This is a genomic window from Celeribacter indicus, from assembly GCF_000819565.1.
Classification (GTDB): domain Bacteria; phylum Pseudomonadota; class Alphaproteobacteria; order Rhodobacterales; family Rhodobacteraceae; genus Celeribacter; species Celeribacter indicus.
Genome location: NZ_CP004393.1, coordinates 3753800 through 3766645, shown reverse-complemented (window position 1 = coordinate 3766645; position 12846 = coordinate 3753800). Strand labels below are relative to the sequence as shown.

The window sequence follows — 12846 nt, the reverse complement described above, 5'->3', positions numbered from 1 at the left end:
CCGCTCCCTTAGAGGTTGCGCATCATTATTGTCCCGCAACCCTCTCTTTCACGATGGCAAGTGGGTGCGGTCGTGAGAGCGCTTTTTCAGGGTGAGGATCCAGCGTGCATAGAAGAAAAACGGCCAGAGGCCTTCTCATACTCCTTTCGACCACCGCGCATATCGCATACGGCACGGCGCTCTATGCCGAGCCGGCGGTGTTTTTCAATCCGGATCTCGATGCAGGGCGGAACCGGTTCTCCACCGTTGTCAACAGCACGGTCTCCGGCACCGACACCGTGGAGCTCTTCACGCTCAACCTCGCGACCGCGACGGCGTCCAACAATCTCTACGCCGTTCAGGGCTCCGGCAACACGACCGTCTATGTCCGCCTGTCGGCCAACGGCGCGGTCCTGAACCAGAACAGCTTCCGCTCCTCGGACGGCATCTATTCCACCAGCGTCTCGATCGGCACCTCCGGCGCGGCGGCCTGGAACGAGGCGGTGGACGAAGGCTTTAAGGTCGAATTCTTCTCCGACGCGAGCGCCTCCACGCCCGTCTCGATGAACGCGCTCGGGATCGAGGTCAACGACTGGGGCACCTGCTGCTTTGCGAGCACCGGCCCCGACGGAACCTCGAGCGCGGCAACCTCGGTCTATGCCGTGTTCGATCCCGACTCCAACCCCTCCGGCTCCGACTCGAGGATCAACCACATCGGCTCCATCACCAACGGCTCCGAACGCGGCACCTTCGCCGGGACGCTCGCCAACGGAAGCCCCAGCAACTACAACAACCATTTCGTCGCCGCGATCAACGACACCAACACGTTCAACACGATCTCCATCGTCCCGAACGGCAGCGGCGAAGCCTTCGGCTACGGCGGCATCCTCTATTTCTCCCAGGTCGCGATCGGTTCCGTTCCGCCCGGCTCCTCCGAGGTCGTCATCGGCGCAAAGACCGACATCGTCGACCCGAGCTCCAGCCAGGCCGACCTGGGCGACTCGCTGAACTACGCCTTCGACGGCGGCGAATTGCTCGTCGACACGGATTCCTCCGCCGATTTCGAACTGAAATCCGGCGGCGGCACGATGACCACGCAGGACACCGACGTGACCTTCTCCGGCGAATTCACCGGCACCGGCGGGCTCACGAAAGCCGGCGAAGGCACGCTGACCCTGACCGGCGCGAATGACTACACCGGCGGGACGGTCGTCTCCGAAGGCATCCTCTCGACCGCGGGCGGCGGCACGCTGGCCGACGGCGGCGCGCTGACGATTGCCGAGGGCGCGGGCTTTGTCGCCGGCACGGCGGACACGGTGGGCGCGGTGGACAACGCCGGCACGCTCGACGTGGACGCGGCGCTGACGGTCGCCTCGCTCGACAACAGCGGCACGGTGACGGTCGACGCGGCGCTCACCTCCGAAGCCGGGATCATCAACCAGGCCGACGGCGAGATCGCGATGGCGGCGGACATCACCGCGGCGGGCGAGGTCGCGCATGACGGCACGCTGACGGTGACCGGCGAGCGCACCCTGACCACCGCCGGGCTGACCGGGACGGGCGACGTGACGCTCGACGGCACGCTGACCGTGGCGCAGAGCGGCGACACCGGCTTCGGCGGGGCGATCACCGGCACCGGCGGGCTCACGAAAGCCGGCGAAGGCACGCTGATCCTGACCGGCGCGAACGACTACACCGGCGGGACGGTCGTCTCCGAAGGCATCCTCTCGACCGCGGGCGGCGGCACGCTGGCCGACGACGGCGCGCTGACGATTGCCGAGGGCGCGGGCTTTGTCGCCGGCACGGCGGACACGGTGGGCGCGGTGGACAACGCCGGCACGCTCGACGTGGACGCGGCGCTGACGGTCGCCTCGCTCGACAACAGCGGCACGGTGACGGTCGATGCGGCGCTGACCTCCGAAGCCGGGATCATCAACCAGGCCGACGGCGAGATCGCCATGGCGGCGGATATCACCGCGGCGGGCGAGGTCGCGCATGACGGCACGCTGACGGTGACGGGCGAGCGCACCCTGACCACCGCCGGGCTGACCGGGACGGGCGACGTGACGCTCGACGGCACGCTGACCGTGGCGCAGAGCGGCGACACCGGCTTCGGCGGGGCGATCACCGGCACCGGCGGGCTCACGAAAGCCGGCGAAGGCACGCTGATCCTGACCGGCGCGAACGACTACACCGGCGGGACGGTCGTTTCCGAAGGCATCCTCTCGACCGCGGGCGGCGGCACGCTGGCCGACGACGGCGCGCTGACGATTGCCGAGGGCGCGGGCTTTGTCGCCGGCACGGCGGACACGGTGGGCGCGGTGGACAACGCCGGCACGCTCGACGTGGACGCGGCGCTGACGGTCGCCTCGCTCGACAACAGCGGCACGGTGACGGTCGATGCGGCGCTGACCTCCGAAGCCGGGATCATCAACCAGGCCGACGGCGAGATCGCCATGGCGGCGGATATCACCGCGGCGGGCGAGGTCGCGCATGACGGCACGCTGACGGTGACCGGCGAGCGCACCCTGACCACCGCCGGGCTGACCGGGACGGGCGACGTGACGCTCGACGGCACGCTGACCGTGGCGCAGAGCGGCGACACCGGCTTCGGCGGGGCGATCACCGGCACCGGTGGCCTCACGAAAGCCGGCGAAGGCACGCTGATCCTGACCGGGGCGAACGACTACACCGGCGGGACGGTCGTTTCCGAAGGCATCCTCTCGACCGCGGGCGGCGGCACGCTGGCCGACGGCGGCGCGCTGACGATTGCCGAGGGCGCGGGCTTCGTCGCCGGCACGGCGGACACGGTGGGCGCGGTGGACAACGCCGGTACGCTCGACGTGGACGCGGCGCTGACGGTCGCTTCGCTCGACAACAGCGGCACGGTGACGGTCGACGCGGCGCTCACCTCCGACGCTGGCATCATCAACCAGGCCGACGGCGAGATCGCGATGGCCGCGGACATCGCCGCAGGCACCTTCTACGCGGCCTTCGGGACCACCACCGTTCTTGCGGATGCGAAATTGTCTGCTGACAATTTCGGCGGGACCGGGGCGTTCGACATCGACGGGGGCGCGGCTCTCACCCTCGATATCGCGCAGGATGCGCTGTTCGAGGGGACGTTCGAGGGCGACGGCGATCTCGTGAAGGCGGGCGGCAACACGCTCGTGCTGACCGGCGATCATTCCGTCGGCAGCACCCGCGTGGCCGACGGGGCGCTCCAGATCCTCGGCACGGTCGCAGGCGAGCGCATGGATGTCGATGCCGGGGCGCGGCTGTTCGGTTCGGGCGCCATCGCCGGCGGGCTTTACGTCGACGGCATCCTCGCGGCGGGCGACGGCATCGGCACGATGACCGTGGCCGGCAACGTGACCTTCGGCGGCTCGGGCCTCTTCGAGGTGGATATCGACGGGCGCAGCTTCGACGCGGCCGGCGGTGCGGGCAGCTATGACCGGCTGGTGGTGACCGGCTCGGGCTCTGTCGTCCAGGCCGGCGGAACCATCGCGCCCTTCCTGCGCGGCATTCCGGCGCCGGCGACCAATGCCTTCGTCCCGGTGGTGGGCGACGTGTTCCGCGTGATCGAGACCGTGGACAACGCGAGCGGGATTTCCGGCCGGTTCGACACGCTGGTGTCGATGCCCGACGGGATCGCCAACGGCACGCGCTTCAGCGTGGTCTATGGCGAGAATTACATCGATCTCGCCATCATCCCGGACGATTTCGGCCTCTTCGCCTCGGCCTATGACTACGAGAACATGGTGGAAGCCGGGCGTGCCTTTGAACGGATCTACGATCCGCAGGTCTCGGCGAGCGAATTCCTCAACGGGTTGAACGGGCTGGCGAGCGACCAGTTGGCCCTCGCGATCCTCCAGGCATCGGGCGAGATCCATGCCTTCTCGCTTGCCAGCGTGCGCCAGTCGAGCCGCAGCATGGGCCGGGCCGCCCTGTCGAAGATCTCGGATCTGCCCGAGGGCGAACGGCTCTGGACGGATGTCGCCGGGTTCACCGCCGATTACGACGCGGACGAGACGGCCTCCACCTATGGCTCGGACAGCTACCATGCCTGGATCGGCCTCGATCTCGTGCAGACGGCGAACGAGCGCGCGGGTGCGGCGATCGGCTATTCCGGCGGTTCCGTCGATGCGGAGTTCAGCGGGGATGCGGACTACGAGGGCGTGAACGCTGCGGTCTACTACCGCCGCGACATGGGCGCGCTCAGGTTCGCCTCGATTGCGGGGGTGAGCTTCGTCGACGTGGAGACCGACCGCAGCGTCGGCCTCTCAACCGGCGAGACCGCCAACACCTCGGACAGCGACATGCATGTCGCCTTCGTCGAGGCGCGCCTGAGCTACGAACAGGCGCTCGGCGCGGGGCTGGCCGGGACGGCCTGGGGCAATCTGCGCCGCGACGTGACGCGGGCCGAGGGCTTCACCGAGGAGGGCTCCGACCTGACGGCGGTGAGCGCCGGGCAGGAAACGACCGTGGCGACGGTGGTCTCGGCGGGCTACAGCCTCAGCGGCGCGATGGCCTTCGCGGGGACCGACAGCCTCTGGAACGTCGGGATCGGGGCCACCCACAGCCCGGACGGCGACCGCTTCATGTCGCGCGATCTCGCGATGCACGACACCGGCTGGACCGTGGCCTCGCCGGAGGCGGACGATCTCACCGGCTTCGTGGAAGCGGGCGTCCGGGTGCCGCTCGGGGCTGCGAGCCGGCTGAGCCTGTCCGTCCAGGCGGCGGGAGGCGACAGCTTCGAAGCCTATGGCGCGTCCTTCAACTTCAGCACGCGGTGGTAAGCATGACCCGTCTTCTCACGACCCTTCGCACCTCCCTCCTTCTCCCGGCCATCTTCCTGGCCGGGGGAGCGGGGGCGGCCCTTGCACAGGCGGCGCCGAGCGCCTGGAATTCGCAGTGCATCTCGCCCTCGCGCAAGGTGGAGGGGATCTGCACCGCGTCTCACAGGGTGTCGATCCAGGAAACCGGGCAGACCCTTTTCATGATCGAGCTACGGACCCGGCCGGACACGGAAGTCACGGATTTCATCCTGACCGGCCCCACGGGCTTCTACCTGCCCGACGGGATCGGGCTCGCGGTGGACGGCACCGGGATCTCCACGCCGGAGGTGACGCGCTGCGATCCGAACAGCTGCTATGCCCAGGTCGACCTGACGGCGGAAGATGTGGCGGCGATGAAGAAGGGGAAGGCGCTCCAGCTCCGCTTCTCCCCCTCGCGCGGCAACAGCCAGACGATCGAGATCTCGCTCGCCGGCTTCACCGCCGCCTATGACGGGATCGCGCGCTGAGCGAGGATCCCCGAAGGCGAAAGAGACCCCCGGAGCCGGGCTTCGGGGGTTTTCGCTGTCTGGCGGCGGGGGAGCCGGACCGCGAGGGCAGCGGCGCGCCTCAGCCGGCGGCGGGGGTGCCGCGGTTCCAGATGTCCCTGATCTGGTCGGGCAGGCTCATCGGATCGAAGGGCTTGAGGATGATGTCCGTCGCGCCGAGATCCCTCAGCCGGCCGAAATCGGCGCGGGAGGCCTTGGCGGTGACGAAGACGACGGGGACGTCCCTGTAGGCGCTGCGCTCGCGCAGGCGCATGTAGGTCTCCATCCCGTCCATTCCGGGCATCATCACGTCGAGAAGGATGATGTCGGGCGCGATCTCCGGCGCGTTCTCGACCGCGTCGAGGCCGCAGTCGTACTGGATCACCTCGAAACCGCCCACGAGTTCAAGGGACATTCGCGCGATCTGCCGAATATCCGGGTCGTCCTCGACATGCATGATGCGCTTCAATTCGGCCATGGCAGATTACTACGGTTTTGCCGCGGAAAAGCAACCGCGTTTTGCGTTCGCGGAGGCGCGCAAAAAATGTTTCGCATTGTGGAAAAACACGGCGGGTGAAACAATTGTATTTTGGGTGAATTCCCTAACTTCGCCTTAATTTGGCCTGAAACACTCGAAATTATCGCTCTTAAGTTGAGCGTTTCGCCGTCTTTGTTTACGGATTTACTGTGACAGGAGCGAATGATCCGCTTTGTCGAAGATTTGGAGACCGAAACATGACGCTACTTGTGGTTGATGACGACCCGAACATCCTGCGTCTCATGGAAGGCATCCTGAGCTCGCTGGGCCACAGCGACGTGGTCTTCGCGGGCAGCGGCGAGGAGGCGCTCGAGATCGTCGTGCGCTCGGCCTATGAGTTCTCCACCTTCTTTCTCGACATCGAGATGCCGGGGCTGAGCGGCGTCGACCTGTGCGGCGCGATCCGCGCGCTGCCCGCGCATCGCCATACGCCGATCATCATGCTCACGGCGATGACGGCGAAATCCTATGTCGACGGCGCCTTCCTCAAGGGCGCGACGGATTACCTGACCAAGCCCATCGACGTGCGCGAGCTCGGTGCGCGTCTCAGGGTCGCGCAGATGCTCTATCACGAGCAGCGCCGCGCCGCCGACGCGCGCCGCAAGGCCGACACGCTGCGCCTCGAATTCAGCGGCGGACTGCCGGCGCCGGACAGTTTCCAGCTCGCCGATCCGATCCGGATCTACGACGTCCCGCATGTGCTCGACGCGGTGGCCATGGAAAACTACCTCTACCGCATGAACCGCCTGAAGCGGTTCATGTTCGGCGCCGTGGGGTTCAAGATCCGCAAGGTCGAATCGCTCTTCGCGCTGACCACGCCCGTGGAGTTCCACGGCATCGTCACCGATGTGGCGGAGGCGATCTTCGAGAACCTGCGCGGGCAGGACATCATGATTTCCTATTACGGCACGGGGCAGTTCGCGGCGCTCCTGCCGCGCAATTCCAGTTTCGACCGCGACGAATTCGAGACCGCGCTCGGGCTGACGCTCAACGAATTCGGCCTGACCCAGGAGGACGGCCTCCCGATGGACGTCTCCGTCGCGGTCGGCGAGCACGTCCAGATCTCCATGTTCGACACCAATCCTCAAAAATTGATCGCGAAGGCGCTGGAAAGAGTAAACTCCGGCCGCCGTCCGTGGCATTCTGCGTCCAGTATTCTCAACGTCTGAACGCCGAGTCGGCCGTTCGGAGTCAGGAAAAGGAAGCCATGACCACGACCATGCCCATTGCCGAGAACATGCCGCCGGAGCTTGCCAGCGCCCTGCGTCAGGTGCGGGAGCGTTTCGTGACGGGACTGGCGCCGCTGATCCTCGAGATCGAGGCGCTTCATGAGCAGATCGCGGAGGGGCGCAGCCCGGACGCGGCGGCGACCCGCATGGCCTTTGTCGCCCACCGGATCCGGGGCCTCGCCGGCACGGTCGGGATCGGCACGCTGGGCAGCCGGGCCTCTGCGGTCGAGGACCAGGCGCGGGCGATCCTGCGTCACGGGATCTGCACGGATCCCGAGGGGTTCGAGGCGACGGTGGAGGCGCTGCTCGACGAGATGGAAGACGCGGTGGTGGATTTCTCCTGAGCCGGGCGTGCGCGGGCGGTCAGCCCGCGCCGGGGGTCTCCGCCAGCGCGAAGGAGACGCGGAAGGTCGTGCCCTTGCCGGCCTCCGTTTCGAACCGGATCCGTCCGTTCTGTTTCGTCACCAGCGTCTTGACGATGTTGAGGCCGAGCCCGGAGCTCGCGATGCCGGAGCGGCCGCCCGCCGCCTCGGATCGCGAAAACCGGTCGAAAAGCGTCATGTGCAGCTCCTCCGGGATGCCCGGACCGTGGTCGCGGACGGAGATCACCGCCTCCGGCCCCTCGCGCCGGGCGCCGATCTCCACCTTGCCGCCCCGCGGCGACACTTTCGCGGCATTCGACAGCAGGTTGGAGAGGATCTGCGACAGGCGGAGCGGATCGACCCTCACGAACAGGTCCGGCGCGATCGCCCCCGCCTCCAGCGTCACGCCGAGATGGGCGGCATAGCCCTGATGCGTCTCCACCGCCGCGTCGATCAGCGGCGCGAGCGCGACCGTGCGGGCGTTGATCGCCGGTCCGCTCTGCCGCGTCTCCTCGAGCAGCAGGATCTCCCGGATCAGGTCGAGCATGCGCGTGCTGTTGGAGATCGCGATGCCGACGAGCGACTGCGCCTTTTCCGCGAGCGGACCGGCGGTCCCGGACTGGAGAAGCTCGAGCGCGCCCTTGATGCTGGTGAGCGGTGTGCGCAGCTCGTGGGTGATGACCGAGAGCATCTGCTCACGTTCCCGCTCCCCCTCCGCCGTGTCGCGGCGCAGCAGCAGGACGACGAGCGCGCCGCCATCCTCTCCGGGCGCAAGCCGCGCGGAACAGACGAAGTCTTCGCCGCCGATCTCGACGGGATGCCTGTCCCCGTCGCCCGCCAGGACGCGCTCGACGAGCCGTCCGCGGACCTCCGCGGAGGCGAAAAGACCGCATGTCTCCACGGTCTGCGCCGCCCCGGCGCGCGGAGCGAGCGCTTCCCGCGCGGCACGGTTCATGAAACGGATCTCCCCCGTCGCCGGATCGAAGGCCAGCGCAGCCTCGGGAAGCGCGTCGAAGACGGCGCCGAGCATGACCGCACCACCCGCGCCGGATGTCCCGGTGCGGTCCGTGCGACGGGTGGCGACGTCTGCGACGGCAGACCGGTCCCGGAGCTGCGCGGCAGCCGGGCCGGAGACGGGGGGCGTTCCGGGAAGAATCTTGACCACTCTCTGAGCCTCACCAAAACCAATGCGGACACGTCCCCTCACGGCGCGCCGTCGCCGAGCGCCGTCGGACAGGTGCAGTATGCGGGCTGTCGCGCTCGCTGCAAGTCTCGCGGGGGAATGGTGCAAGACTAAGGCGGATTTCGCCCATTGTTGTGATTACAGGCGGTTTTTCGCGGCATTCCGCGGATCAGGACACCGCCTCGGCCTCCTCGCAGGCGCCCTCGCAGAGCGGCAGGGCGAAGATGAACCGCGATCCCTGGCCGATCTCGCTCTCCACCCGGATCCAGCCGTTCTGGAGCTTGAGCAGGTCCTTGCAGATCGCGAGGCCGAGGCCGACGCCCTGGTTCCTGCGTTTCGTGCCCGATTCCGCCTGCGCGAACCGGTCGAAGACGAGGTCGAGATGGTCGGCGGCGATCCCGATGCCGGTATCGGCCACCTCGAAGACCACCATGTCGTTTTTCACCTGGCTGGAGATCGAGATCGTGCCGGCATCGGTGAACTTGCAGGCATTACCGAGCAAGTTGGTGAGCACCTGCCGGAAGCGCGTCTCGTCCGCGCGGATCCGCACGTCTGCGAGATCGGTCTTGAGCGTGAGCCCCTTCTCATCGATCAGCGCGGACATCTGGTCCGCGACGGAGCGGATGACGGCCCTGCTGTCCACCGGGCCGGGTTCGAGGCGGATGGTGTTCGCCTCGATCCGCGCGAGGTCGAGCATGTCGTCGATCAGCGCGCGCAGCTGGTATCCCGCCGCCTGGATGCGGCCGGAGAATTTCTGGATCTCTCCGCCGAAGGCCTCGAAGGCGGCGGCGACGGCCTCCCGGTCGTCGCTCTCGAGCGCGGCCCGCACCGCCTTGTAGGAGGGCAGGGTGGCCGCGTTGGCAAGGAAGCTGTTGAAGCCGAGCACCGCCGTGAGCGGGGTACGCAGCTCATGGCTGATGACGTTGAGGAACTGGGTCTTCGCCTCGTCCGCCTGTTCCGCCTCGCGCAGGGCGGTATAGAAGGGCGTCACATCCTCCGCGGTGCCGACATAGCCGCGGAACGTCCCGTCCTCGTCATAGGACGGCTTGCCGCTGATCTTGATCCAGGTTTCCTTTTCGGGAACGAAGCTGAAGTTCACCACGATATCGTGGAAGGTCTCGCGGGCGCGCATCTTGGCGAAGACGCGGGCGAACTCCTCGGCCTCGGTGCCCCGGAAATCCATCAGGTTCCCCTGGAAACGCCCGATGAATTCGGACGGGTCGAGATCCATCGTGCGCCGGAAGCCTTCGGAGAGATAGGTGATGCGCAGGGAGTCGTCCTGTTCCCAGAACCATTCCGAGCTGATGTCCGCGACGTCGCGGAAGCGGGTCTCGGCCCGGTCGCGCTCGAACAGCGCCGCGCGGAGCTCCTGGTTGGCGTCCTCCAGGCGCTGCTGGTGCTGGCGCAGGTCGGAGATGTCGACGCGGAACACCACCAGCCCGCCTTCGGAGGTGCGCCGGGTGAAATACTTGAACCAGAGGTTTTCGGCGAAGCAGACCTCGAGTTCGGAGGTCTCGTTGGCGATCTCGAGGATGGCCTGGTCGGGATCCTCGACGGCGGCTTCGCCGATGCGCACCTCTTCGGCGATCTCGAACCGGCGCCGGGTGAGCTCGTGCAGGTCCCGCCCGAGCGTGAGCTCGCGCCGCCAGCCGGCGAGCTTCTCTCCCGCGACCTTGTTGAACATCACGAGCCGGTCCGACCTGTCGAACAGCCAGAACCCCACGGGGAGCGCGTCGATGGCGTCATGCAGGCGCTGCTCGGCAAGCTCGGCGCGGCTGCGGCTCGACAGGATCTCCGTGATGTCGTTGAGGATCGCGACCCGCCCGCCGTCGGGGGTCTTGCGCTCGATCACCTGCTGGCAGCGCCCGTTCGCGAATTCGACGTTGAACTGCACGCCCGTCTCCGAGGGCGGCACGAGATAGCGGCGCAGCCATTCCTCCTCGTTGCCGATCGCGTCCTCGTAGACCCCCTTTTGGAGGCCCGCCCGCAGGAAGTCCTCGAAGGTCACGCCCTTTTGCACGATCTGCGGCGCGTCGGCGCCGTAGAGCTCCCTGAAGCGCGTGTTGCAGATCTCGAGCCGGTCCTGCGCGTCGAACATCACCAGCGCGGAGGGGGCGGCGTTGATCGCGGTGGAGAGCCGGGTGGCGATGCGATAGTTGTCGCGCCGGAGCCGGTGCAGATACCACGAGATCGCAAGCATCGTGAGGCAGACGACGAGGATCGTGAACCGGATCGCGGGAATGTTCGCCGGGGCGGCGATCGCGCCGGCGAGCGGGGCGACGGCGATCTCCCAGCGCGAGGCCGGCAGGTGCAGGACCTGCGCCTCGACCCCTTGCCTGAAGGCGGCCCGGTTCCCGAAGATCATGCCGTCGCCGTCGGTGAAGGGGCTGTTGGTGCGGATCGCGATGTCGAAACGGGGCGTGAAATCGGCGATCTCGATCTGGTCGAGAAACCGTTCCGTCGAGAACACGACCGAGGCGATGGCATAGATCGCCTCGTGGTCGGCCTCGTCCTGCGCCAGCGAGATCGGCTCGCGGATGACGAAGCCCTCGTAGCCCTGGAGCAGGATGCCCGGCCCCTCGAGGATCGTGCGGCCGGTCTCGGTGATGTTGCTCAGCACCTCCATCTGCCGCGGCAGCCCGCTCAGGTCCCGGCCCAGGAACTCCCGGTTCTGGTCATAGGGAAAGACATGGGTGACGATGTTGTTGCGCACCAGCGCCATGTTGATGACGGCGGGATCCTCGGTGCGGATGCCCTCCGCGAGGCGGGAGAACTCGCTCTCCGAGAGATCGGGCGACAGCGCGATGGCGCCGGCGAGGCCGCGCGCGAAGAGGAATTTCTTGTTGAGCGATTCCTGGATCCGCTCGGCGAGGATCGACTGGGTGCGCAGGACCGACACCGTCTGTTCCTCTCCCGCGCGCAGATGCGCAACCCGCTCGAGCGTGGCGCCGAGGATGAAGAAAAAGCCGATGATGACCGCATAGACGATATATTCGATCAGCGTATGCGTCCGCGTCAGATAGTTCCTGTCAGGCATGTCGCTCACTTTCCCGCAGGGGGTGTGCCGGTCCCGTATTCCGCTCATCCAAGATGCGTACAACCCTGACGAGCAGACACCAAGATCTACGTCTCGTCCTGCATCACCGCACAGGCGACGTGTCTATTTCGCAACAGATTTGTTGCGGTGCGGCATCGGCCGCCCGCCGGGGCATATTGCGAGCCCTGCGTCAATCATATCTTGTTTCGTGTAATATCCGTTCGCCAGAGTTGTGCTCTGCCCTAGGAGAGAACCGGCACCAAAATCGTCAAGCTGAACGCCAGATCCATAACCAAATTCCATAACTTGCTGTTGAGGCATTTGGACGGTTACAACTGGGTTGTTCTTGTGATTAAGTGATACCACTGCATCGTATGACGTGTCAGACGGTCGATATGGCTGACCGTATACAATCAAGTTGTTGGCCGTGGTCATATTGAGGCGTCGTACTCACTGGCCAGTCAGGTTCCATTGTTTAGATCACGCGTCCAAGTCATTCTAGTCTCCCCCTCTCAGCAGGATTAGCTTTCTTTGTTGGTCGATGGTGGTGAAAATTATCAAAGTATCAGCATGAGATAACGGTTTCGAAAACTCTGTTATCCCTCCTACTCGCAGTTCTGTTCCTGGAACGCCCCCGAACAGTTGTTCAATCATATCTGTACTTGGGTATCTTTCATCGAAAGCTCTGTAGCATTCGTCAAAATTTAAAGTGTAAAAATATGCTTCTTGATAAAAAACGCCTTCAAGTGAAGAAATCCAAGGAGAGAACTTACTTTCCAAATCTAGTGGTAGAGAGCCTAAAGTTAGCACTGTGTCACCCACAGGCGAGTATACTTCAATCTGACACCCATGCCAAAATCCAACGTACCTGAACTCTGGCTCTGATGCTTGAAGTAGTGGTGCCGATAGGTAGTTTAAGCCCGCTCGTTTGAACGGCCTTGGATAAATTGTAACTAAGAACAAAGCCAATAAACCAACAAAAAAATCAAGTAAATTCTGTATTTTTTCACTATTTACCCCTCATGTGCGCCCAGAAGCCTTCGGATCGCTTTCGAAGTCATCTCAGCCCGCCTTGCTTTTTACAATACGCCACAAAGGCAGCGCCTGTGTTTTTGGGTGGGTTACCTTTGCTCGCTTCGACCTTGGCGAACGCCAGCCAATCAGAGCGTAGTACGTAGTAGTCTCGGCCCTTCTC

8 protein-coding genes are annotated in these 12846 nt (G+C 65.6%); 4 read left to right on the top strand and 4 right to left on the bottom strand.

The genetic code is table 11. From position 1 onward, the window contains the following. The first annotated feature begins 104 nt into the window (after positions 1-104). Complete coding sequence (locus P73_RS24555) at positions 105-4778, top strand: autotransporter-associated beta strand repeat-containing protein (RefSeq protein WP_052453405.1); 4674 nt, start codon at positions 105-107, stop codon at positions 4776-4778. Positions 4779-4780: 2 nt separating this feature from the next. Next, the gene (locus P73_RS18545; protein WP_043870733.1) at positions 4781-5284 is read left to right on the top strand and encodes an invasion associated locus B family protein; all 504 of its coding nucleotides are present in this window, start codon (positions 4781-4783) and stop codon (positions 5282-5284) included. Positions 5285-5384: 100 nt separating this feature from the next. Here the strand turns inward: P73_RS18545 and P73_RS18540 are convergent, their stop codons facing one another. Continuing rightward, positions 5385-5780 carry a response regulator gene (locus P73_RS18540; protein WP_043870732.1) on the bottom strand — a complete coding sequence of 132 codons (396 nt, stop codon included), beginning with the start codon at positions 5778-5780 and terminating at the stop codon, positions 5385-5387. Positions 5781-6037: 257 nt separating this feature from the next. Between P73_RS18540 and P73_RS18535 the strand changes: the two genes are divergently transcribed. Together P73_RS18535 and P73_RS18530 are read left to right on the top strand one after the other, a co-directional pair. After that, on the top strand, positions 6038-7009 hold the full coding sequence (locus tag P73_RS18535; RefSeq protein WP_082033292.1) for a response regulator: 972 nt from the start codon (positions 6038-6040) through the stop codon (positions 7007-7009). A gap of 38 nt (positions 7010-7047) precedes the next feature. Further along, positions 7048-7413 carry an Hpt domain-containing protein gene (locus P73_RS18530; protein WP_043870731.1) on the top strand — a complete coding sequence of 122 codons (366 nt, stop codon included), beginning with the start codon at positions 7048-7050 and terminating at the stop codon, positions 7411-7413. Positions 7414-7432: 19 nt separating this feature from the next. Here the strand turns inward: P73_RS18530 and P73_RS18525 are convergent, their stop codons facing one another. The 3 genes from P73_RS18525 to P73_RS25755 form a co-directional block, all read right to left on the bottom strand. Continuing rightward, entirely contained in the window at positions 7433-8596 is a 1164-nt protein-coding gene (locus tag P73_RS18525; RefSeq protein WP_139267125.1) for a sensor histidine kinase, read from the bottom strand. Positions 8597-8783: 187 nt separating this feature from the next. Next, positions 8784-11651, bottom strand: a complete 2868-nt coding sequence (locus P73_RS18520) for a sensor histidine kinase (RefSeq protein WP_043870730.1) — start codon at positions 11649-11651, stop codon at positions 8784-8786. A gap of 498 nt (positions 11652-12149) precedes the next feature. After that, positions 12150-12473 carry a hypothetical protein gene (locus P73_RS25755; protein ID WP_139267124.1) on the bottom strand — a complete coding sequence of 108 codons (324 nt, stop codon included), beginning with the start codon at positions 12471-12473 and terminating at the stop codon, positions 12150-12152. Positions 12474-12846: the final 373 nt, after the last annotated feature.